This window comes from Ruegeria sp. AN11 (assembly GCF_056536005.1).
This window is the reverse complement of record NZ_JBQFJD010000001.1, coordinates 2,355,015-2,378,866: the sequence shown is the minus strand read 5'-3', so window position 1 is coordinate 2,378,866 and position 23,852 is coordinate 2,355,015. Positions and strand designations below refer to the sequence as shown.

Genomic DNA, 23,852 nt, shown 5'->3' with positions numbered 1-23,852 from the left:
GGGTATCGCGTTCGGTTCGTTTCAACGCGCATTTTACCCAAGGAAAGGCGGTCTGAAGTTTTCGTGGTCCGATCTCCTCCATACCATCTTGGGCGTGCCCGTCCTCGAAGTGAACCGCTATGACCGCGCTTAAGATAAGTGCTCAAACAAGAAGCTTTCTGTCTTCCTGCACAAGATCGCTGCCCAGAATGTCCGCTGAAATCGTCTGGAGCCGTCAATAGTTCGCCGACGGAAGCCCGGCCTCGTTCAGTTATTTACCAAGTTTTCGGCCAAGTCATATTCCACGTTTGTTGTTCCGACATCTCCCATATGCTTGGCAATTTGCTGTGTCAGCTTCTGTTTGGACATCTCAGCAAGCGCTTTTGGAAAACTCTGAAGCTCTTCTTTTCTGGCGACAACTGTCAGGGTGCGCGAGAGGCCGGAGACCGGAAGCTCTTTCAATCGCAAGCTCATGTTCTCCACCAATCCATCAATCAGCAACGTTGGTGTCAAAAGGCTGAACCCCTGTCCGGCAGAAACACAGGACGTAACCATGCTTGAACGGTCCGCCTGAATGACCTTGTCGGGTTCAAAACGCAAACGGCGCAGGTGTTGTGCAATTTGGCGGCCGGCGTTTGTTGTATCTCCGAACCGAACCAAGGGCAGCCGCGTCTGGATCGCCTCAAGGCTATCTGTCGGGCCATCATATGTTTCGGGCAGAACCAGAAGGTATCTTTCGGTCAGAACGTGGTGCCGCTCAAGGCCATCCATGTCCAGAAAAGGATTTGAGGTGATTGCCAGATCCGCTTGCTTGGTCCTCAGCAAATGCTCGTGGTTTCCGCTTTGCCCGGCATGCAAGGTGATATCTTCGACGTTGAACACACGTTGGGCCAGGTCAATCAATGAAGGCGTCAGGGTCGTGGCGATAGAGGCCTGAATGCCGACCCGAAGGAGGGTCAGGGATTTCTGGCCGACGTGGCGCAATTCGGTTTCCATGTCGGAAAACGCATCCAGAATCTTCTGCGCTTTGCTGTGCAGGCGCACGCCCGCGTAGGTCAGCCGGGCCGGACGTGTACTGCGATCCAGAAGCAGGGTGCCAAAGGCCTTTTCCAACGCGGTGATGTGCTGGGATGCCGCCGGCTGCGAGAGATTGAGCAGCTTCGCGCCCGCCCGCATTTGACCTGTTTCCGCAACGGCGACGAAGATTTCGAGTGAGCGCATCAGGCTTGGCGACAGTTTGCGACGATCCAGCATAGCTCATCCTTAGTATAAATGATGATTATACTGTTGGGATTTTCTTGGTTTCCGTCAAGCGCCGGGTCAACAGTTTTGCCATGACACGTTCGCGCCCATCCCGCCGTCGCAGGGCGGCGGAAATTCGCACCTCTGCCGAGATGCGTGCGCCGTTTATTCTGCGAAAGCTCTCGACCTTCAATGTGCTCAGCGAGACGGGGCTGGAGCAGATCGAGGCCAATGCGGACACCATCCTAGCCGAAACCGGGATGGAGTTTCAGGATGACCCGGAGATTCTGAAGATCTTTGCAGATGCAGGCTGTGACGTAAACGGAACGCACGTGCGGTTCGCACCCGGCTTTTGTCGAAAAATGATCACTGCAACCGCGCCCGCGCAGTTCACGCAACATGCCCGCAATCCGGCCAACAGCGTTCAGCTTGGCGGAGAAGCCAGTGTGCTTTGTCCGGCTTGGGGGCCGCCTTTTGTGCACGATCTGGATCGCGGTCGTCGCTATGCATCGCATCAGGATTTCATCGATCTGATCAAGCTGCATCATAGCCTGCCGTGGCTTCACCACTCGGGTGGTGTGGTGTGCGAGCCGGTGGACCTGCCAGCCAACAAACGCCACCTCGATATGCTATATGGCCACATTCGCTATTCTGATCGGGCCTTCATGGGGGCCTTTATCGGGGCCGAGCGGGCAGGCCACGCGATCGACATGGCGCGGATCGTTTTCGGTGAGGATTTTGTGGCCGAAAACGCCGTCCTCTATTGCGTGTCAAACACCAACGCGCCCCTTGTGATGGACAGCCATATGTCGGGTGCATTGAAGACCTATGCTCGCGCCGGGCAGCCGGTTGCCTGCACGCCTTGGGTTCTGACCGGGGCCATGTCGCCGTCCACTGTGGCAGGGACGTTGGCTCAGGTGTTGGCTGAAACCATGGCTGCAATGACTTTGACCCAATTGGTAAACCCTGGGGCACCCTGCATGATGGGCAGTTTCGCCTCGACCATGTCGATGAAGTCCGGCGCACCCACCTTTGGCACACCCGAGGCCGGGTTGATGGTATTGGCGGCCGGACAGCTTGCCCGCAGGCTGAATGTACCCTTGCACACGGTTGGTACGCTCAGCGCATCAAAAGTCCCGGACGCCCAGAGCCAGCAAGAGGCTACCTGGGGTCTGATGATGTCGATGTTCGCGGGCGCGAACCTGATCAACCACGCCACCGGTTGGCTGGAGGGCGGGTTGGTGACCTCGTTCGAAAAAACGATCCTGGATCACGATCTGTGCGGCAAGATCGGGCGTTTCTTCGAAGGCATTGACATGAGCGAGAATGCCCAGGCGATGGAGGCGATCGCGGCGACAGGCCCTGGTCGGCATTTCCTCGGGTCCGAACACACGCAGGCCAATTTCATGTCCGCTCTGTTCCGGCCCTGGACCCCGGATGACAATTCGTTCGAACAATGGCACGCGGCGGGAGAGAAGGATGCCGCAACCCGCGCCAATGCAATTTGGAAAGAGCAGCTTGACGCATATGAAGATCCTGGTCTGGATCCAGACATTGACACGGAATTGCAGGACTATATCGCACGGCGAAAGGCCGAGAAACCCGATCGGGACTATTTCTGATGAGCTTGGGTTTCGGCGATTTCACGCATCTGAGTGTAGTACGGCAGGTGATGCGCCACGTGGTCGGCATATGGCTCGCCAAGCGCATCCAGTTCCGCCCGCACGTCCGTGACCACGGGCGCCTGGATCGCGCCGCTTTGCAGTACTTCGCTATGCCAGCTTTGCACCGATTGCCAGCCATCCGGTACACTGCTGTCCCAGGAAAACGCATGCGCGAGATAGGGCAGCCCGACATGCGCCCAATATCGGCGCAGCGTCGCTTGCGGATCGCGGCGCAGTTGATCAGCGGTGATGACCAAAGGGTCATGTCCCAGCTCTTTCAGCGCGGTGTACAGTCGGTACTGGGCTTCATGTCCCAGTTCCAATCGGGTGAATTCGGGATCCCGTTTAGCATAAGACAGCGCCGCTTCGGCCGGGTCGCGCAGCAAAAATGCGTGGCTCATCTGATGAGTAAATTCGGGATCCAGCGGCAAGGCTTCGGTGACATAGTAAGCCATATCCTTGAAGAACAAGGGGTTGGTTGCGGCCTTTGCGCGGATCATGGCCCGAATATCGTCGTATGTCGCAGGGTGCCCGGGTTCGGGCGTGAAACCCGGAAACAGCCGGTCTTTGGTGGTCAGATAGTGATGGTACATGAACGGCTCGTGCAGAACGGTCAGATCACCGCGCTCGCGCATGACACGTTCAAAAGCGGTCGAAACCGAGCGGGGATGGCACCACAACGCATGTATCGTCATGCGCCGACCCTAAGTTCGGTGCCTTTGTCGCGTCAATGGAGGGCAGCATGACCCGTATCCTGATCATCGGGGGCGGCGCGATTGGTCTCAGCCTGGCCTACCATCTGGCCAAGCGCGGTGCTGAAGATGTCACCGTCTTGGAGCGAAACCAACTGACCTCGGGCACGTCGTGGCACGCGGCCGGGATCGTTGGTCCCTTGCGGGCAACTCCAAACATGACGCGGTTGGCGATGGCCGCACTCGAGGTTTTTCCAGCTCTTGAGGCCGAAACCGGAATGTCGACCGGCTACCGCCAGACCTCAGGTTACTGGCTGGCACGCGATCCCGCTCGTCTGGACGAGTTGCACCGGATTGCGGATCTGGGTCAGACGCTGGGATTGAGCCCGCGCATGGTCTCGGCCTCGGACGTACCCCTGACGCAGCTTGATCTGAGCAGTCACGTCGGCGCCCTGTTTGTGCCTGAAGATGCCAATGTGAACCCGGTCGATTTGTGCATGGCTTATGCCAAAGGTGCGCGCGACAGTGGTGTAAAGATCCATGAGCACACCGGTGTTCAGGCCCTCCGCAAGTCGGGCACTCGAATCATTGGCGTAACCCTGACCGATGGAACCGAACTGGACGCAGATCAGGTGGTCATCGCCACCGGTGCCTGGTCACGCGAGTTGGCGGCCAGCGTGGGCGTGGCGCTGCCGTTACAGGCGGTCGAACACATGTATGTGGTCACTGAACCCATGGCCGGCCTGCCAAACCCATTTCCGGTGATCAGGGATCTGGACCGGGGCATCTACATTAAGGGCGACGCGGGCAAACTGGTGATCGGCGGCTTTGAACCCAACGCCAAATGCTGGGACGCCTATGGCCCCGAAGGCGACCGCCCTTTTCTTGAGATGACCGAAGATTGGGACCAGTTCACCCCCTTCATGGAGGCCGCGTTGGAGCTGTGCCCCAGCCTTGAAACCGTGGGCATCCAGCATTTCATGAATGGCCCCGAAAGCTTTACGGCGGACACCCGGCCACTTGTAGGTGAGACCTCGGTTGATGGCCTGTTTGTGGCCGCTGGCATGAATTCGGTCGGGGTGATGTCTTCGGCAGGAATTGGACGGGCACTGGCGGATTGGGTGATCGACGGCCACCCCTCCATGGATATGTGGGAGGTCGATGTGGCCCGGGTCGACCCCGCTACGGCGACTGCCGGGCACATGGCACAACGCATTGAAGAGGCTGTCGCGGATCTCTTTGCCTTGCACTGGCCGTATAAGCAGCCCCAAGCTGGGCGGGGCTTGCGGACCACCCCCTTGCACGACCGCTGGGCTGGGGCCGGGGCACATTTCGGGCTTACAGCAGGTTGGGAACGCGGGCTGTATTACGGCCCGGCACAGGATTATTTCATAGCCGATCAGGGGTGGTGGCCTCTGGCCGAGGCGGAAGCGGCTGTCATGGGTCATGGCACCGCCCTGATCGAGTTGAGCCCGTTTACCAAACTGGAAATCACCGGCCCGGAGGCTCTGGTGGCGCTGAATCGCCTCACCACCGCGCAGATGGACGTGCCTTTCGGTCGGGCTGTCTACACCCAGATACTCAATGCGCGCGGCGGCATCGAGATGGACGTGACCATCACGCGGCTGCGCGGGGATGCGTTTCACCTGACCTCGGGCGCGGCCACACGCAGACGCGACCTGACGTTTCTGCGCCGCCACCTGAAGGGCGACGTCATGGTTCAGGACTTGACCGAGGCGCTCTGCACCATCGGTGTGATGGGGGCAGGCAGCCGGTCTGTTCTGCAAAGCCTGGGAGACCTTCCCGAGATACCCTTTGGCCACGCCGCCACCGCCGAATTGGCGGGCACTTCATGCCGTGCGACCCGCGTCAGTTTTGTCGGAGAGCTGGGCTGGGAACTGACAGTGTCCAATGCGTATGCCCCCAAGCTGTTCGATGCGTTGCGAAACGCAGATGCAACCCCATTGGGTCATTACGCCGTGGATGCATGCCGATTGGAAAAGGGTTTCAAACATTGGGGGCATGAGCTTGGCCCCGAGATCACTCCGCTTGAAGCCGGTCTGGGGTTCACCATCTATTGGTCCAAAGAGTTTGTGGGTAAAGCGGTGTTGGAACAGCAAAAACACCAGGGGCTGCATCGACGTCTTGTCCTGCTGCAGGTTCAGGGCGCGGCCCTGTTGCTGCATGACGAACCGGTGTTCGAGGACGGCACCTATGTCGGGTTGACAACTTCGGGTGGACGCGGGCTACGAACGGGGCTGAACCTGTGTTTTGCCATGGTATCGGTCCGGCTGGGCGAGACATTGGACGAGACATGCGGCCGAATTTTCACAATTCGGGTCGCCGGGCAGGACTATCCCGCGCAGCCCCTGCGCCGCCCGCCCTTTGATCCCTCAGGCGAAAGGATGCGCGCATGATCAAGGCGCAGGTAACGATCATCGGCGGTGGGGCCATGGGCGTCTCGCTGATGTATCATCTGGTCAAGGCGGGTTGGTCCGACGTTTTTCTGGTCGAGAAGAACGACCTGACCCATGGGTCGACCTGGCATGCGGCCGGGCTCTGCACCCATTTCGCGCACAATCCCACGATTCAGGAACTGCGTGCAACTTCTGTCCGGCTTTACCGGGATATTTTACCGCAGGAAACCGGGCGCGATTGTGGGTTTCATCGCTCGGGTGCGATGCGGATCACGCGCAACCCCGACCGGATGGACGAGTTCCGCCACGTGGCCGGCCTGTCCGAGTTCACCGGCTACCCGCTGGAGGTGCTGACACCGGAACGGATCGCCGAACTGTTCCCCCTGGCAAAACTGGATGGGTTGATCGGTGGAATTTACGAACCCGATGACGGCCACGTGGACCCAACGCTTGCAACCCACGCGATGGCCGAGGTCGCCCGGCGTGGCGGTGCCCGGATCCTGCGCAATTGCGCGGTCATCGCGGTTAAGCACCAGCAGGATCATTGGTGGATCGAAACCGAGAAAGAGACGATCGAGACTGTCCACGTGGTCAACGCCGCAGGCACTTGGGGCTGGGAGGTTGGCCGCATGATGGGGCTCAACATCCCCTCGGTTCCTGTGCTGCACCAATATCTGGTGACAGACACGGTCGACGCCGTGTCGTCCCGGATAAAGGAGGGCTTGCCCGAGTTGCCGATCATTCGAGACCCCGAGGAAAGCTGGTACGTCAGACAGGAACGCGACGGGTTGATCCTTGGGCCGTATGAAAAGGACGCCAAGGTTTGGTCAGTCGACGGTATACCGCCGGATTTCGGCGCGGACCTGATGCCGCCGGATCTGGACAGTGTCGAACACATCATCATGGCCGCGATGGACCGTATTCCGGCGCTGGAAACGGGTGGCGTGAAATCGGTGATCAACGGCCCCATTACATTCACACCGGACGCCAACCCCCTGATCGGGCCTGCGCATGGCTTGGAGAATGCCTGGCTGCTTACCGGCTCGTCCATGGGCGTGATGGAGGGCGGCGGCGCAGGCTGGTTCCTCGCCCACTGGATGACCCATGGCGCGCCCCCAATGGATGCGCTGGCAGTGGACAGCCGACGCTTTGGCGTCTGGGCGGATCGTGACTATCGCGTGGCCAAGGCCATCGAATGTTTCGGTCTGCAATTCGGTGTGCACTACCCTCACGAGGAACGCCCCGCCGGGCGCGGCTTGCGCCTGTCTCCGCTGCACGACCTGATGGTTCAGCGCGGCGCGGTAATGGGGGCGGCCCATGGTTGGGAGCGACCGAACTGGTTTTCGGACATGCCCGGGGCTGTGGCCGATGAAACCTTCCGCCGCGCCAATTGGTTCGAACATGTGGCGCGAGAGGTCGACGCCGCGCATAACCGCGTTGCGATGGCAGATTTGTCGGTTTTCTCGAAATTCGACGTCACCGGCCCGGATGTTGTCCGGTTTCTGGAGGCGCTGGGCGCAAACCGCGCACCCGCGCCGGGCCGCATTGGCCTGACCCACGCGTTGACGCCGACAGATGGTGTATTGTCGGAGTTCACCATCACGCGCCTGACCGAAGACCATGCCTACCTTACCAGTGCCGCGGCGGCCGAGCAGATCGATTTTGATCTGCTGACACATGTCGCCGAAGGTTTTGACGTCATGGTTCGAAACGTCTCCGAGGATCTGGCGGTCATCGGTGTCATGGGACCCAAGTCTACTGACGCTCTACCCGAATTGGTCGATATGCCCTGGCTGACCGCGCGCGAGACCCACGTGGCGGGCATCCCCCTGCGCGCCCTGCGTGTGTCCTATCTGGGCGAATGCGGTTGGGAGTTGCATGTCGCCAATAAGCACGCGGCAAGGCTCTTCGTATTGCTTGAGGAAACTGCGAAACCTCTTGGCCTTGGCTTCTACGGGGCCTATGCCGCAAATTCCATGCGTCTCGAAAAGGGTTATCGTGGCTGGGGCAGTGACCTGACGACCGAGCGCAGCCCTCTTGAGGCTGGGCTGACCCCTTTTGTCCGCAACGACCTGCGCACCAAGCTGGCCCGCGACGACGCGTGGGACATGGTGCTGCTGGATGTCGAAGCCGGTCAGGTCGATCCGTTCTACGCGCACACGATATGGAAGGACGGGGTGCCGGTAGGGATCGCCACCTCGGGGGCCTATGGTCATCGCACCGGCAAGGTTCTTGCCTTGGCCTACCTGCGTGACCCGACCGCGCGCGAGGGGCTGACCATCTCGATCCTGGGTCAGCACCGTGCCGCGACCATCCTGCCGGAAGCCCCCTTTGACCCCAATAACCATCGACTGAAAACCGGAGGTTCCAAATGACTGACCACCCCCTTCACACCGACTGGGACTTCTCGAATGCCGCCGCGCGACGGGACCGGTACTATGCCGCTTCGCTGACGCGGTTCACGCCCTTCCGCGAGCCCATTGTGTTCAAAAAAGGCCAGGGCCAATACCTGTGGGACACGGACGGGCGGAAATATACGGACTTGTTGGGGATGAATGTCTGTATCTCGGTCGGGCACTCGCACCCACGCGTGGTGGCAGCAGCAAGCGCGCAGGCGCAGGAACTGACCCACTGCACGACAATGTTCTACCACCCGACACCCGCACATCTGGCCGAGGAACTGGCCGCGACCATGCCCAAGGGCCATGACTGGGTGGTGCATCTGACCAACTCCGGGTCCGAGGCGATTGATCTGGCGATGACCATGGCGCGTACCTATACCGGCAATCTGGACCTGCTGGCGTTGCGCACTGCTTATCATGGGCCCACTGCCGCAGCGCAGTCGATCACAGGTATTGCCGGGTGGCGCCACCCGGGCATGCCCGGCAACGTCGCCTTCGTTCCCGAACCCAACCAGTATCGCGGCATCTTCGGGCCAGGTACCCAGCCGTATCTGGAAGAGATCGACCGCACCATCGCCACAGCGACATCCGGTCAGGTGGCGGGCATCTTTGTGGAAAGCGTGCAGGGCTATGGCGGCATCATCGAAATGCCGCCGGGCTATATGTCCGGCGCAGCAGATCGCGTGCGCGCGGCAGGGGGGCTTTACATTGCCGATGAAGTTCAGTCAGGCTTTGGCCGCACCGGCGAAAACTTCTGGGGGTTCGAGGCAGACGGCGTTGTCCCCGACATCATTGTCATGGCCAAGGGCCTTGGAAACGGCTTTCCGATCGGAGCGGTTGTGGCCAAAAAACAAGTTGCGGCGCCAATGGCCGAAAGGTTCATGTTCCACACCTACGGCGCCAACCCGACCTCGGCCGCTGCAGCCCGTGCCGTTCTGGCCGTTATGCGAGACGAAGGGCTTCAGGAAAACGCCCGTATTGTGGGCGCGGCGCTGTTGGAAAGGCTTAATGACTTGAAAGACAAGTACAAGGCCATCGGTGATGTTCGCGGCAAGGGACTTATGCTGGCGCTGGAATTCGTGAAAGACCGGGACAGCAAAGCGCCTGACAAGGAGATGACAGCAGAGGTCTTCGAAGCCTGCCGCGCGCAGGGGATCATCCTGTCAAAGTCCGGTCCTTTCCAGCAATGCCTACGGATGGTGCCGCCACTTTGTTTGTCCTTGGAAGATGTGGACCAGGTGGCAAACAGCCTCGACCAGGCGCTCGAAATGGCTGAAGGTACTGCCCATGGATAAAGGATAGCCCTGTGAAACTGCTGAAAGCGGTGGCGCGACAAGGGCCCTTTTGAGGGACCCGCCAATGTCGATTGGCTAGGTGGAGTTCGAGCCTAGGATGTTGATTGGTTCAGGCAAGCTCTGACCGACAAGGGTGCGCATCTGTATCCGGGGTCGGAACCAGCGCAAGGCCACCGTCAGACTTTGCGAACACCGCTATCAAAAAGGCAAACGAGTTGAGACGATCTCACGGACCGCTTGGCTCGTCGGCAATTTCCTTGATCAATCGCGTCTCCAACAATTGCCCATAGCGGTACAGGACCGGGTAGGCGACAGAGGCGATGTGACTGTTGAACTCTCGAAACGCACGCAAAGTCTCCAGATGCATATCGCTGGTCTCGAAGCTTTCCGTTGTCCCATGTTGCAATCGGCGCAGGTGCCGCTTGCGGCTGTCACGTTCCACCCGTTTTATTTCGGTTTTTTCAAGGCTCAGCAGCCGCGCGCTTTCCAGATCGTCTGAAATAAGCACATTCGAAGCCAGTTTCATATTCGACAGAATGCTCTCGTGCATGTGGACGAGTTCCGACCAGCCCTCTTGCGAGAAACTTGAACCCTTGGCGCGCATTTCGCCCGCCAAAACAGTCAGGCGTTTGGCAACAACATCCCCGGCCGTTTCAAGCCGAATAGCGAACTCCATCAGATCGCGCGCGGTTTTGGCATCCTGTTTTTCGTATAATTCAGCCGGTATCGCTGCAACAAAGGTTCGAATACCCGAGAGGCACTGGTTCACTTCCTCGTCAATCGCCTGAACAGACCGGATCTGTTCCTTATCACCGTGTCGGTACAGTTCCAGCACCGGGCGGAACATGGTCTCGAGAAGATCGCTCATCCGCAGAAGTTCCCGCTTCAGGCTCGGCAGCGCTTGGTTTGGGCTCGAAACGCATCTGATGTCCAACGCACTGACCGGCCTTGCGGGTTGCGGCTTCTGTTCTTTTTGGGGGTCTGGCAAAAGCGTTTCGAACAGTGCCTGCAAGCGCCCGCAAAACGGAAGCGCCAGAACCAGCAGTGACAGGTTGAATGCAAGATGCACATTGACGAGCATCTGTCCCCCCTGCGGTTCTCCCAAGAGCCCGGTTCGCAGGGCCAGGTTCGCCACAAACAGGGTCACCAAAGCCCAACTGCCCCGCAGCGCCAGGTTTGCGTAGGGGATGCGTCGTGCCGTCACAGGCATTCCCCGGGTCAGCCAGACCGGAATGAAGGCCGAGCCAAAATTCGCGCCAAGAACCAATGACATACCGGCGGCAAAAGGGATTGCGCCGATCTGTACAAGCGTCACGCACATAAGGATGGCCGCGACCGACGAGTGCATGACAAAAGCCAGGGCCCCCCCGACAAGGAAGGCCGTGATGTAATCGCGCGCCAGATAATCGGCGACGGCGGGCAGAAATGCACTGTCCCGGATGGGGTCCATCGCCTCGCGCAGGAACCTCAGCGAGATCAGGATAAATGCCACGCCCATCAGAATGCGCCCAAGCTGCCGTGCTTTCTTGGCTTCGGTCTTGACGAACAGATAGCCGCCAGTTGCCAGTAACAGCGGCACAAGCCAGTCCAACCGAAAGGACAGGATCTGAATGATCAACGCCGAGCCCAGATCGCCACCCAGTACAATCGCCAGACCGGCTGGAAAGCTCAGCATCCCACTGGCGGCAAACCCGGACGTCAGCAAAGCCACGGCGGCCGAGCTTTGCAACACGACCGCCATCATCAGCCCAACCACCGAGGCATGCAGGTAGCTGCGCTGGCGCGTCATCACCCGCTGGAACGACGCGCCGTAGCTGCGTTCGATTCCAGTGCGCACCATGCGTACTGCGTAAAGCAGAAGCATGGTTGCCCCGGCCAAACTGATCAGGAAGGTGACAATTGCCATGCTTCACTCCGGCTTCAAAACAGGTATTTGCACCGCAGTTTGTGTGCGATCCGCTGCAGATGGCTTTTGAGCCTTGGGCGACGGCAAACAAGGACGGGAAATCCGGTCTATTTTGCAGCATCTTATTGGGTTGCGCCAAGTGCGCCCGTTACCGAACCAATTGGCGATCTTGCCCGCCGCCATGGCCAGTCGGCTCAGTTTGCCTCTGTGATTGCGGCAACAACGATGTCGATGGCACGATCCAGTTCAGTTTGCGAAATCGTCAGCGGCGGCGACAGGGTCAGAACGCAACCCTGGCTGATCTTATAGCTCAACCCCGCTTCGAGACAGGCATAGTAGATCTGTTCCGCGCGCGCATTTCCGGGCGTCTTGCTGGCACGATCCTCGACAATCTCGATACCGAACATAAGGCCGCGACCTCGGATGTCACCGACGATGGGAACATTCTGAAGGGCGTCGACCAGGCGCCCCATCGCGTATTCGCCCAACTCAGCCGCGCGCTGGACCAAGCCCTCGTCTTCTATGATTTGAAGTGTCGTCAAAGCGGCCCGAGAGGTTACGGGGTTCTTTTCGTGCGTGTAATGCCCAATGGCAAAGTCCCCGCAAACATCCAGATTTTTCCGGGCGATGCAGGCGGCGATTGGCAGGATACCCCCGCCCAGCGATTTGCCGATGGTGACAATGTCGGGGATGATTTCATCATGCTGGAACGAGAACATCTGCCCGGTCTTGCCCAGCCCGGTCGGAATTTCATCCAGGATCAGCAATGCGCCGTGCCGGTCGCAAATTTCGCGCACCCGCTTCCAGAAACCTGGCGGCGGCACGATGGGCACGGCACGCATCGCCTCGGCCACGACGGCGCAGATGTCGCCTTCGCGTTCCAGCACATAGTCGATCATGTTGGCGCAGGCTTCCGCGCTGGCTTCAAGCGTTGTGTGCCCATAGGGGCATCGGGTGGGGTGAAAGGGTGCTACATGCTCGGTTCCCGGCAAAAGCGGCCCGGCGATGTGGCTGCGGAAAGTGGCCTCGCCACCAACGCTTGCCGCGCCAAAGCCCGCTCCGTGGAAGGCGTCCCAGAAGCTCAGAGTCTTGAAACGGCCCGTCGCGGCGCGGGCGATCTTGAGCGCGACTTCATTGGCGTCCGAACCGCCGGTGGTGAACAGTACCTTGCCCAGATCGCCCGGGGTGATGGCCACCAGCTTTTCGGCCAGTTCCACCGCCGGTTCATTGGTGAAACGGCGTGGGGCAAAGGGCAGGTCGTCCAGCTGATCCTTGATCGCCTGGACCAGACGGGGATGGCCATAGCCAATGTGATGTACCGAATTGCCATGGAAATCCATGTAGCGGCGGCCGTCGAGATCCTCGATCCAGATACCTTCGGCCTTGGCAATCGTGCTGACGCAGGGGCTGGACAGGGATTGATGCAGGAACACATCCGAGTCGCGTTTCAGCAGCGGCGATGATTTGGGCCCGATGGACTTCTTCAGCCAGGCTTTGCGGGCTTCCGAGGTATTCGATTCCCCTTCTGTATGGACAATCTGTGGCATATCCGTTTCTCACTGTCGTTTTGGAAAAGGGGCGGGCCCCGAAGGGTCCGCCAGTTCCGGGGAGAAATTTCCTGGACCCCTCCTGTTTGCAGAAGGGGCAGGGACGTCAGCCAGGCCAGGGCAGCGAATAAGTCTTCACGTTGCTAAAGAACTTCATCGCTTCGATAACGCCTTCCTTCACGCCGTTTCCGCTGTCCTTGATTCCGCCGAAGGGCGACATTTCGATCCGGTAACCCGGCTGTTCCCAGATGTTGCATGTGCCCACGTTCAGCCCGTTTATATAGGCTATGGCGCGGTTCAGATCGTTGGTGCATACGCCTGAGGACAGGCCGAACTCGGTCGAGTTCGAGATGGCCATCACCTCTTCATCGTTGTCGGGCACACGCACAATGGGGACGATCGGGCCAAAGGTTTCCTCCATCACCAGTTCACTGTCATGCGGCACCTTGTCGACCACAATCGGGGGCAGCAGCGCGCCCTGACGGCCCGGATGATAGAGGATTTCCGCGCCTTCTTTCTCGGCCTGATAAACGCGGTTTTCAAAGACTTCCGCCGCCTTGTCGTGGATCACGCAGCCCAGTTCGGTTTCAGGATCCTGCGGATCGCCGAATTTGATCTTTTTGGCCTTCTCCAGAACCAGCGGCACAAACCTGTCGGCCACGCTTTCCTGCACGAGGATCCGTTTGACTGCCGTACAGCGCTGGCCGGAATTGCCGGTGGCACCTGCAACCGCAATCGTGGCAGCCTTGTCCAGATCAGCATCGCTGAGGTCGTTGAGGACGATCAGAGGATCATTGCCGCCAAGTTCCAGTGCCTGACGTTTGTAGACGCCCTTTTCGGCAATCATCTTGCCCACAGGCACGCCGCCGGTGAAGGTGATGATGTCGATATGCTCGTTGGTGATCATCTCGTCGCCGATGTCAGCGGGCCAACCGGTGACAACCTGGAACATCTCGGGTGGCAAGCCCGCCTCGTACAGAATATCCGCCAGGGTCAATGCGGTCAGCGGGGTCAATTCCGTCGGTTTGCAGACCATGCAGTTGTTGGTGGCAATCGACGGCGCGATCTTGTGGCTGACCATGTTAAGCGGGTGGTTGAACGGTGTGATCGCGCTGATCGCCTTTACCGGCTCGCGCATGGTGAAGATTTTGCGGGCCTTGCCGTTATGGGTCAGATCGCACGAGAAAATCTCGCCATCATCCTTCAGTGCCTCGGCGGCGGCGAACTGATAGACATCCTGCGCGCGCTTGGTTTCGTAGATCGCGTGCTGGTGGCAGATGCCCAGTTCAAGCGTCAGCCACTTGGCCAGATATTCGCGCTTTTCTCCGATCAGCTCACCCGCGCGCTGCAGGATCTGGCTGCGTTCATACCGGGTGAGCTTTGGTTTGTAGTTTGCCGCAATCTCGAAAGCCTTGCGCGCATGTTCGGCGGTTCCGGCCGGAACGTACCCCACAACTTCGTTGGTATAGGGGTAGTGCACCGGAACGGTTTCTTCGGTGAAGACAATTTCACCGCCGATCCGCATTCCTTCGTTTCGTATTTCGATGTTCGACATGGTCTGATCTTTCATGACTTACTGTGCCGCTGCTGTGGTTGCGTAAAAGAAGGCGTCGAAATTACGCAAAACCGGTTGGTTGGGCAGGTCGATGACGCGGTTCACGATGAACGGAACTTCTTGCTCGGTCAAACCGCCATGGCTGCGCAGGGGTTCCTTCAGGGCCGCCAGATCGTGACGGTGCTCGGACGTGCCAATGCAGATGTTCTCGCCCGAGACCATCACGATGTCGCCAATCCGGTCGCCCGGCAATTCGAACTGCTCGATGGCTTCGGCCTTGGTCAGCACGTGGGTTATACCCTCGGTCGCTTTGAGTTTTGCTATGATTTCATCCTGATCCGCGCCTTCCGGCAGATAGGCGGTCGCGAAAGACCCCAATGCGCCGTGATGCACGACATAAGGATCGGTAATCGGCAGGATGACCCGCGCGGCGTCCTTGCCCAGCCACTCGTCCATCAGATCCTGCGCATAGACAACGGCGGGCGAGCCATCAGGCAAGTGCTTTGGCTTCATGCCGTGGTCGGCGGTCACCACGATGGCGGCACCCAACGCGTCCAGTTCGCCCAGATAGCGATCGAACATCGCGTAGAAATCCAGCGCGCCTTGCTGTTCGGGTGCAAACTTGTGCTGAATATAGTCAGTGGTCGACAGATACATCACGTCGGGCTTGAACTCTTTCAACAGCTTGACGCCGGCAGCAAAGACAAACTCGGACAGTTCGGCCGAGTAAACCTCGGGGACGTCCATGCCCAACCATTTGCTGGCATTGTCGATGCCGTGCTCAGCCATGGTCGTCTCGCCCGAACGTTCCGAGGAAAAGGCGACTGCACGGCCTTCGTCGAACTTCAGCCCCGCACCAAGAAGCGCGCGCAGCTTGTCCTTGGCGGTTACCATGGCGACGCGGAACCCGGCATCGTAGAATTGCGAGAAGATGGTCGGTGCACGCAGGAAACGCACGTCATTCATCATGACTTCTTCGCCGCTGTCCGGGTCAATCAGGTAGTTGCCACAGATGCCATGCACGATGGGCGGGCGTCCAGTGGCGATCGACAGGTTATTGGGGTTGGTGAAGGACGGGATCACGGAATGGGCCAGCCGGTCAGTGCCTTCTTCGCGCATCCGCTTGAGGTTGGGCATCAGTCCCTTGGCAATCGCAACCTCCAGATATTCAGGCTCGCACCCATCCAGGCAGATGGCAATTGCGGGGACCTTGGGCGTCGGATAGACGCGCTCGTTTGCTACAACGGGGGTTTGGATGGTCATCTTGTCATGTTCCTTGATAGTTAGGCAGCCAGTTTGGCGCGTTCTTGCAGTGCCCGGAGGGGAGGTGCCGCGTTGGTCACGCCCATCTCCTCCAATGATTCCTTTGCGGCGGTCACGACCATTCGCATGACGTGTTCGTCCATTTGGCCGATGCATCCGACGCGGAAGCTGTCGACCACCGTCAGTTTGCCCGGGTAGATGATGAAGCCCTTGGATTTCATCAGGTTATAGAACTGATCAAACACGAAGTTTTCGTCCGCGGGACAGAAAAAGGTGACGATAATTGGGCTGAGCCAGCGATTGTCCAGCAACGTTTCAAAGCCCAGCTCTCGCATTCCGGCGACCATGACATCGCGATTACGGGTGTAACGCCCGCCACGGCCGGGTACGCCCCCTTCGGCGGCGTGTGCCCTGAGTGCCTCGATAAAGGCGGCCACCACATGTGTTGGCGGTGTGAACCGCCACTGGCCGGTCTTGTTCATGTGCGCCCACTGTGCGTGCACATCCAGAGACAACGAGTGGCTGTTGCCCTTCGCGGCTTCAAGCTCGGATTTACGGGCGACTATGAAGCCGAAACCGGGCACGCCTTCGATACATTTGTTGGCCGAAGACACCATCGCCTCGTAGCGGATTTCGGTGGGTTTGAGTTCCACCGCGCCAAACGCCGACATCGAGTCGATCAGAAGTTTGCGCCCGGCGGCATAGGTGACTTCGGATATCTCCTCGACCGGATTCAGAATTCCCGAGCTGGTTTCGCAGTGAATAGCGACCACATGGGTGATGTCGGGGTCCTCGGCAAGAATGCGGGCAACTTCCTCGCCCCTTGGCGGCAGGTAATCCCCCTTGTCCAGAACGACATGGTCGCGCCCCAGATATTCCAGGGTCTGCGCAGATCGTTGCCCGTAGGCGCCATTCGCAAGAACAAGTGCCTTGCCATTGGGTGGAATAAACGACGCAAGCATCGCCTCGACCGAGAACGAACCGCTACCCTGCATGGGGACGCAATCGTAGTCGTCAGCCCCTTCGCCAAGCAACGCCAGAAGGCTGGACCGCACTTCGCGCGTCATGGCACGAAAGTCGTCATCCCAACTGCCCCAATCCTTCAACATGGCTTCTTTTACAGCATAGGACGTTGTCAAAGGACCGGGTGTCAGAAGATATGGTTCACCGAGGCGAGGAGGTTCGATTTTTGCGTTGGAAGGCGTCATATCCATGCTCCAGAAAAGCGTTTTCAAGAACACAATTGCAGCAACGGTTGCTATATGTGAAATTGCAATTATCGATCTAATTATAAGCTCAGCCTATGTAATGGGAAACGGGGATACGCGATGCGGCACAGTCAGCTCAAAGCCTTTCATTTTGTGGCTAAACACGGTGGTTTTTCACGTGCAGCAGAAGCCTTGTATCTGACACAGCCGGCCATTTCCGAGCAGGTGCGAAAGCTGGAACAGGATCACGATTTGTTGTTGTTCCAGCGCGAACGGAAACGTGTGACCCTGACCCATGAAGGAGAGCAGCTTTACAGATACACCAAGCAATACTTCGAGATCGAAGATCAGATCGAGGACTACCTTTCCGAGACCAAGGCCGTGGTTGATGGAGAGTTGCGCATCATCGCCGACTCAGCGCACCACCTGACAGCCTTTTTGGGGGCCTTTCAGAAGAAGAATCCGAACGTCACAATCACCGTGCGCTCGGGCAATACCGAGGAAATCCTGGAGGAACTCCGGTCCTATAATGCGGAGATCGGCGTTGTCGGCAGCCTGTCGCCGGGCAAGGACATGGAAATTCTGAGCCTTGGATCCACCGAGATCGTCGCCTTTGCGGCCCAGGGTTTGCTTTTGGCGTCCAAACCGACCCTGTCACTGGAAGAGTTGTCAAAGCTGCCGCTTATCTTTCGCGAGACCGGGTCAAAAACGCGCCAGAAACTGGAAGATGAGGCCAAAAAGCACGGGATCATGCTTAAACCGGCGATCGTTGCCGAAGGGCGTGAAGCAATTCGGGAACTTGTGGCCTCCGGCGCCGGCATCGGTTTTGTTTCGCAGGCGGAATACGGGCATGATGACCGGCTGCGGCAGATCAAGTTGCAGGGGATCAATCTGCAAATGGGCGAGAGCATCATTGCGCTTTCGCAACGCCGCGAGGTGAAGATTATCCGCGCTTTCATGGAGTTCGTGCAGCGGACTTTGAAAGAAAACCCCGCCAATAGCTGATTGGCGGGGCAGGGTGTCAAAATGGCCGCTAGCGACTTCGCCAGGCTTGAGTGCGTTTCAGAATGCCTTTGGACGCTATCTGATGAATGATCCGGGCCGCGGCATTTGTATAGAAGATCATCATCCCCATTGCCGCCGCCGGTGCGATGTCTCCGGCATCATCCATATTCAGGACAGCGATTGAGGCGAGCGTGGTCTTGGGTGAGTACAGAAACACCACAGCCGACACGGTCGTCATCGCGTTGACAAACAGATAGATGGATATGTCCAGAACCGCTGGCAGGCAGACCGGAACCGTCACCCGTGCAAACAGCTTCATCGTCGGTTGCTTGAGCGACGCTGACACGGACTCGAACTCGCGGTCCATTTGTTTCAGGGCCGTCACCGCCGTCAGGTGCGATACGGTGTAGAAGTGCGTCACCGTACAGATCACCAAAATCGCCATTGTGCCGTAGATGCCGTTCAGCGGGTTTGACGGGTTGTTGAAGAAAAAGATGTAGGACAGCCCCAGTACCATGCCCGGAATGGCCATCGGCAACATCGCGAACATCTGAAAGATCGATCTGCCGGTGCGGAACCCTTGTGATTTCTCAACCAGGTAGGCCCCGAAGAACACAACCGCCGTGCCGATAATTGCAGTCAGCAGGGCCAGCCGGATCGAATTGAAATAAGACCCCCAGCCGCCGCCATCCATCTTGTCGAACTGATAGTTCCTCAGGCTCAGGCTCAGATCATAGGGCCAGAACTTGATCAGGGCAGCGAACTGGCACACTGCCAGAAGGCCAACGATGAACAGGCCGACCGCGCTGCAATAGGCCAGAAACAGGCGATCAGCTTTCGGGTTCGGGGTTGGCTGATACGGCACCGACCGGGCCGACAGCAGCGCCACCTGTTTGGACTGGACCATGCGGTCGATCGCAAAAGCCAGGATCGCCGGGATCACCAGAACCACGGACACAACCGCGCCCATCTCAAAGTTCTGCTGGCCGATCACCTGCTTGTAGATGTCCACCGCAAGCACGTTGAACTGCCCGCCAATGACTTTGGGCAGGCCGAAATCGGTGATTACCAGATTGAACACAACAAAGGCGGCAGAGATCAGGCCGTACCTGGCGCCCGGAACGGTCACCGTCCAGAACGTGCGCCATGGGGTTGACCGCAGGCTTGCCGCAGCTTCGTACAGCCGCGCATCCGAAATCGCCAGCGCCGTTGAGATGATCAGGAAGGCATGCGGAAAGGTGAAGAAAACCGAGCCTATCACAATGCCGATCGGACCATAGATGCTGGCGCCGAACAGCAGTTCTTTGATCATGCCCTGATTGCCGAACAGGTATACCAAGGCGATACCCGGCAACAGCGAGGGAACGAGAATTGGCGCCATTGCGATCAGGCGAAAGACACCTTTGAACCGCATGCAGCTGCGGTTGAGCGCGTAGGCAAACCAGAAGGCCAGCGTCACGGTGATGATCGTGCTGACAACCGAAATCCAAAGCGAATTCTTGATCGAATTGAACAGCGCGGGCGTGGAGAAGTAGTTTACAAAGTTATCCAATCCCCTGGACTGGACGGGCCGGAGTTGAACCCGCCGAAAGGTATTGGAATCCAGCTCGACCCAATCGGTTCCTTCCTGCAAAGTCGATCCCACCAGGAACCGACCGGTATCCGTCGTGTTCCGGATCTGATACATCACCGGACTGCGGAAACTGAAATCTGGGAAGAAACCCGTAACAGGCAAGCGCCCGTCCGAACCCGTCACAAGATCGGTGTCGGCAAATGCTCCGGTTTCGCGGTTCAGCGCATCGCCCGACAGGATCGTTCCATCAAAACTCCCTGCGTCATCGCTGACCTGAAACTCGTATTGGGACAGTTCCACCCGATAGGTGGAAAACGACTTTGAGAGCATCGTGTAAAGCGGCAGCGCCAGCGTCACGATCAGATACAGCACGATAACCATCATGCTTCCGCGCATCAGGATGTCGTCGCGGCTGAGCTTGGGTTTGATGATTGGGCCGGGGGGCAAAGTGTTGCTGTTGGTGGAAGCGGTACTCATGCCCCGGTCTCCGGTACGTCAAAGGCCATCAGGCGGTCTTCGGGAAGCTCGATCATCATCGTCCGCCCTTCTTCCAGCTCAAGGCGGCGCACGGCATTGATCGAGAAATCCGCGATCAGCTCGGATTTGCCGAACCGCTCATTGCTCAGGCGGCACCGCCAGAACGAACCGAGGAACTCCATCTCGGTGATCAGTACTTCGAAGGCGTTTTCCGGGGTGGTAATTGTATCCGGCGCACCGGGAGACCGCGCACCTTCTCCATGTGGAATGACATCATCGGGTCGGACAGCAGCTATGACGCGGCTTCCTTTCTGATGCGAATGCCGCGTGCATTTCAGCACGGACCCGCCCAGTTCTATCGTCTGAGGGTCACCGGCAACTGCCGACAGCTGGTTCATCTCGCCAATGAAATCGGCGACAAACAAGTTCCTTGGATGGCGGTATATCTCGGTGGGCGATCCCACCTGTTCAATCACCCCATGGTTCATGACCACGATCCGGTCCGCCATGGCCAGCGCCTCTTCCTGGTCATGCGTCACCATCACAGTGGTCACGCCCAGCTTGCGTTGCAACTCTTTGATTTCATGACGCAAATGGACGCGTACTTTTGCATCAAGCGCCGAAAGGGGTTCGTCCAGAAGCAGCAGGCCGGGCTTGGTTGCGATGGCACGGGCCAGGGCAATCCTTTGCTGCTGCCCACCCGACAACTGTGCCGGATATTTTTTGCCCTGATCCGGCAGGCCGACGAGATTAAGCAACTCATTCACGCGGACAGCGATTTCAGATTTGCTGTGGCCTGAATTTTCCAGACCAAATGCAATGTTCTTTTCAATCGTGAGGTTCGGAAATAGCGCATAGGACTGAAACACGATCCCGAAATCACGCTCGGACGGGGGCAGGTTGGACACGTCCTTGCCGTCCTGCATCACCGTCCCCTTGGTCTGCAAATCCAGACCGGCGATAGCGCGGAGCAGGGTCGTTTTCCCGCAACCCGACGGGCCCAGAAAACAAACGAATTCGCCATCGTTGATTTCCAGCGAAATATCCTTGAGAGCGAGAAAGCTGCCGAACGCCTTCCACAAGTTCTGGATGCTGAGATACAGTTCACCGGGAGGTGTTTTCTGAAGCACGGGAGAAGTCCTCACATCTGCACCTCGGGCATGGCTGATCCGGGCTGGGCATTGCCAGGTGCGCAGGTCATGTTTTTGGGATAAGGAGAAGGGCGCGCAGGAGAGGCAAAAGCACCTCTCCTGCTATCGTGTTTATTTCGCTTCCGACTTTCCGTCATAGCGAGACTGCCATTCCTTCAGGATTGCCGCACGGTTATTCGCGGCAAACTCAAAATCATTGTCAATCATGGCATCCAGAAGACCCTCTGGGAAGTGCTCAACCGGTTTTGCGATGCCGGGGTAGGCCACAACCGCATAGCCGGTGTTGTACATTTCGTTGGCTTCCTTGGTGACTGTGAAATCAACCAGTTTCTGAGCGGCTTCCAGATTTGCCGTTCCGGCGACAATTGCGGTGGCTTCCATGTCCCAGCCTACGCCTTCGGACGGGACGATAATCTCAAGCGGTGCGCCATCCGCCTTGGACTTGGCACCGCGGAAGGCAAACGAGATACCGATCGGGATTTCGCCCGCTGCCGCCAGCTTGCAGGGTTTGGACCCTGAATGCGTATAGCGCGCAATATTTTCGTGCAGCGCGTCCATATACTCCCAGCCGCCTTCTTCACCGAACATTTGCAGCCAGCTTGAAACGTCAAGGAACCCGGTGCCTGACGAGTTCGGGTTCGGCATGATAACCTGATCCTTGTACATCGGGTCAGTGAGGTCTTTCCACGAGGTGGGTGGCTTCAGCCCGGCCTTTTCGGCCTCGACCGTGTTGTAGCATACGGATGCAACCCAGGCATCCATGCCAACCCATGCGGGTGGATTGTCGCCATCGACAAACTTGGGATCCAGGTTCTCGACGCCGGCGGGCGCGTAGGGTTCCAGCATGCCTTCCGATTTGAGAAGTAGCAGCGACGTAGCCGCCAGCCCCCATACGACGTCTGCCTGGGGGTTGTCCCGCTCTGCCAGCAGTTTGGCGGTGATGATCCCGGTCGAGTCGCGAACCCAGTTGATCTTGATGTCAGGATTGCTTTGGTTGAACGTCTCGGCATAGCGGGCCAGATCTTCCGCCTCGACGGCGGTGTACACTGTCAATTCTGTTTCCGATGCCGCAACCGTCGCGGTCATTGCGCTGACGGCCAGAGCGGCAAGAAATGATGTCGTGTGTTTCATTGTTATCCTCTGTTGGTGATTTCTTGACGGGTTCGCCATTCTTGCGCGGCGTTCTATTCAGATTTGTATCAACAGTTTGACAGATAAAAACTTCAAGAAAAATCGATTATATCTTCAACATCATAAGTGCACCCTATGGAAAAGCAGCTGTGGATTGCCGACGGTTGCGATCAATTCCGGCAACGGAGCGGCAGGGCCTAACCGTTTGAAGCCGCTTATTTTGCATACTTTTGGTGCCGTCCAGTATTGTCGCCCCCGGCGCGGGCCAGAGCCTGAACACAGGCGGGATCGGCATTGTTCCTGCGGCGGTCCGACATCCAGCCGGATCTATGATGAAGATCAGTACTTCTTTCATGCGTGTTTCCAGGTTCTGCGTCCGAAATCTGCCCTTAGATTTCGTTATCTCGCCATTGCCAAAACCAAGATGCCAAGCGCCACGATTGTCGCCGCAAGAAGCCTGTTGGATTTGGGCCCTTCGCCAAACCACATGACGCCAATAATCGACGCAAAGATCACGGAACTTTCTCTGAGTGCTGACACCACACCCAAAGGCGCAATCGTCTTGGCATACAGCACCAGCCCGTAGGCCAGGCCGGAAATGACGCCGCCCGCCAGGCCTGCCCAGACAAAGCGACTGGGCAGTGCCACAAGGCGCTGCCATCGGGTCGTGAAGATAAAACCGGCAACAAATATTTCAGCGACGAACAAGGCCGCGATGTAACCCAATGCGTTCTCGGACAGCCGAATGCCGATACCATCCACAATCGAATAGGACGCAATCATCAGGCCCGTACCAAGCGCTGCCGCTATGGCGATCCAGTTCGTTTGTCTGCCTAACCCGGCAAGGGACAGGCACCCGATACCTGCCGAGATGCAGAGTATGCCGACCCATGCGACCATCGAAAGAAGCTCTCCGGCAAACAAAATTGCGCCCATCGCGACCAGAACAGGTGTGATCCCGCGAGAGATGGGGTAAACCATCGACAGGTCGCCATGTTTATATGCGGTGTTCAGAAACCAGTAATACCCCCAGTGGATCAGGGTCGAGCCAACGATAAAGGGAAAAGCCGCCCAAACCGGTAACCCGAAAAACGGCAACGCAAACAGCGCGGGGATTGCGTGGCCAAGTGATACCAGCCCCAAAACGATTGCTTTGTCGGGCGCCCCTTTGACAACCGCATTCCAGAGCGCATGCAAAAAGGCAGCGGTCAAAACGATAAGAAGCGCCGAGGTCGTCATTGCGAGCCGATGAAATGGTTTGGTTTGTTGGCGTGCATCAGAACTGCGACCTCAATGCGCTGATACGCGCGCGCGTTTGGTTTGCCAGCGCAAGCGCGTGGCACGC

The 23,852-nt window shown here is 58.3% G+C and carries 16 protein-coding genes; 5 read left to right on the top strand and 11 right to left on the bottom strand.

Annotated features, from left to right (window positions below; translation table 11 throughout):
* Window positions 1-246: 246 nt before the first annotated feature.
* Window positions 247-1,233: a LysR family transcriptional regulator gene (locus ACR3EQ_RS11735; protein WP_480440550.1), complete on the bottom strand. Its 987-nt coding sequence runs from the start codon at window positions 1,231-1,233 to the stop codon at window positions 247-249.
* Window positions 1,234-1,313: 80 nt separating this feature from the next.
* On the opposite strand from ACR3EQ_RS11735, the gene ACR3EQ_RS11730 reads away from it, so the two are divergent.
* Window positions 1,314-2,843: a trimethylamine methyltransferase family protein gene (locus tag ACR3EQ_RS11730; RefSeq protein WP_170612132.1), complete on the top strand. Its 1,530-nt coding sequence runs from the start codon at window positions 1,314-1,316 to the stop codon at window positions 2,841-2,843.
* Here ACR3EQ_RS11730 and ACR3EQ_RS11725 read toward each other — a convergent pair.
* Window positions 2,834-3,580: a sulfotransferase-like domain-containing protein gene (locus tag ACR3EQ_RS11725; protein WP_480490720.1), complete on the bottom strand. Its 747-nt coding sequence runs from the start codon at window positions 3,578-3,580 to the stop codon at window positions 2,834-2,836. The genes ACR3EQ_RS11730 and ACR3EQ_RS11725 overlap by 10 nt on opposite strands.
* A 47-nt stretch (window positions 3,581-3,627) precedes the next feature.
* Here ACR3EQ_RS11725 and ACR3EQ_RS11720 point away from each other — a divergent pair, with 47 nt between their 5' ends.
* Genes ACR3EQ_RS11720 through ACR3EQ_RS11710 form a run of 3 tightly spaced genes read left to right on the top strand, consistent with a single transcriptional unit; the run spans window position 3,628 to window position 9,691 of the window.
* Window positions 3,628-5,994, top strand: coding sequence for a GcvT family protein (locus ACR3EQ_RS11720; RefSeq protein ID WP_480490718.1), 2,367 nt, complete (start codon window positions 3,628-3,630; stop codon window positions 5,992-5,994).
* On the top strand, window positions 5,991-8,369 hold the full coding sequence (locus ACR3EQ_RS11715; protein WP_480490717.1) for a GcvT family protein: 2,379 nt from the start codon (window positions 5,991-5,993) through the stop codon (window positions 8,367-8,369). Before ACR3EQ_RS11720 ends, ACR3EQ_RS11715 begins: the two co-directional genes overlap by 4 nt.
* On the top strand, window positions 8,366-9,691 hold the full coding sequence (locus ACR3EQ_RS11710) for an aspartate aminotransferase family protein (protein WP_480490715.1): 1,326 nt from the start codon (window positions 8,366-8,368) through the stop codon (window positions 9,689-9,691). The genes ACR3EQ_RS11715 and ACR3EQ_RS11710 overlap by 4 nt, the downstream gene beginning before the upstream one ends.
* Before the next feature lie 226 nt (window positions 9,692-9,917).
* Here ACR3EQ_RS11710 and ACR3EQ_RS11705 read toward each other — a convergent pair whose 3' ends face one another.
* The 5 genes from ACR3EQ_RS11705 to ACR3EQ_RS11685 form a co-directional block, all read right to left on the bottom strand.
* Window positions 9,918-11,597, bottom strand: coding sequence for a Na/Pi cotransporter family protein (locus ACR3EQ_RS11705; protein ID WP_170612122.1), 1,680 nt, complete (start codon window positions 11,595-11,597; stop codon window positions 9,918-9,920).
* Between the two features lie 194 nt (window positions 11,598-11,791).
* Complete coding sequence (gene pbfA / locus ACR3EQ_RS11700; protein WP_170612120.1) at window positions 11,792-13,144, bottom strand: (R)-1-hydroxy-2-aminoethylphosphonate ammonia-lyase; 1,353 nt, start codon at window positions 13,142-13,144, stop codon at window positions 11,792-11,794.
* Window positions 13,145-13,250: 106 nt separating this feature from the next.
* Window positions 13,251-14,714 carry a phosphonoacetaldehyde dehydrogenase gene (gene phnY / locus ACR3EQ_RS11695; protein WP_480490714.1) on the bottom strand — a complete coding sequence of 488 codons (1,464 nt, stop codon included), beginning with the start codon at window positions 14,712-14,714 and terminating at the stop codon, window positions 13,251-13,253.
* Between the two features lie 3 nt (window positions 14,715-14,717).
* The gene (gene phnA / locus ACR3EQ_RS11690; RefSeq protein WP_170612118.1) at window positions 14,718-15,962 is read right to left on the bottom strand and encodes a phosphonoacetate hydrolase; all 1,245 of its coding nucleotides are present in this window, start codon (window positions 15,960-15,962) and stop codon (window positions 14,718-14,720) included.
* A 20-nt stretch (window positions 15,963-15,982) separates the two neighbouring features.
* Window positions 15,983-17,170, bottom strand: a complete 1,188-nt coding sequence (locus ACR3EQ_RS11685) for a 2-aminoethylphosphonate--pyruvate transaminase (protein WP_170612116.1) — start codon at window positions 17,168-17,170, stop codon at window positions 15,983-15,985.
* A 120-nt stretch (window positions 17,171-17,290) separates the two neighbouring features.
* Between ACR3EQ_RS11685 and ACR3EQ_RS11680 the strand changes: the two genes are divergently transcribed.
* Window positions 17,291-18,175, top strand: coding sequence for a LysR substrate-binding domain-containing protein (locus ACR3EQ_RS11680; RefSeq protein WP_480490712.1), 885 nt, complete (start codon window positions 17,291-17,293; stop codon window positions 18,173-18,175).
* A 28-nt stretch (window positions 18,176-18,203) separates the two neighbouring features.
* Here ACR3EQ_RS11680 and ACR3EQ_RS11675 read toward each other — a convergent pair whose 3' ends face one another.
* The 4 genes from ACR3EQ_RS11675 to ACR3EQ_RS11660 form a co-directional block, all read right to left on the bottom strand.
* A complete protein-coding gene (locus ACR3EQ_RS11675; RefSeq protein WP_170612112.1) occupies window positions 18,204-20,225 on the bottom strand; it encodes a putative 2-aminoethylphosphonate ABC transporter permease subunit in 2,022 nt (673 codons plus the stop codon).
* On the bottom strand, window positions 20,222-21,355 hold the full coding sequence (locus tag ACR3EQ_RS11670; protein WP_480490710.1) for a putative 2-aminoethylphosphonate ABC transporter ATP-binding protein: 1,134 nt from the start codon (window positions 21,353-21,355) through the stop codon (window positions 20,222-20,224). The genes ACR3EQ_RS11675 and ACR3EQ_RS11670 overlap by 4 nt, the downstream gene beginning before the upstream one ends.
* Window positions 21,356-21,487: 132 nt before the next feature.
* A complete protein-coding gene (locus tag ACR3EQ_RS11665; RefSeq protein WP_170612111.1) occupies window positions 21,488-22,507 on the bottom strand; it encodes a putative 2-aminoethylphosphonate ABC transporter substrate-binding protein in 1,020 nt (339 codons plus the stop codon).
* Window positions 22,508-22,906: 399 nt separating this feature from the next.
* Window positions 22,907-23,746 carry a DMT family transporter gene (locus tag ACR3EQ_RS11660; RefSeq protein ID WP_170612109.1) on the bottom strand — a complete coding sequence of 280 codons (840 nt, stop codon included), beginning with the start codon at window positions 23,744-23,746 and terminating at the stop codon, window positions 22,907-22,909.
* Between the last annotated feature and the right edge of the window lie 106 nt (window positions 23,747-23,852).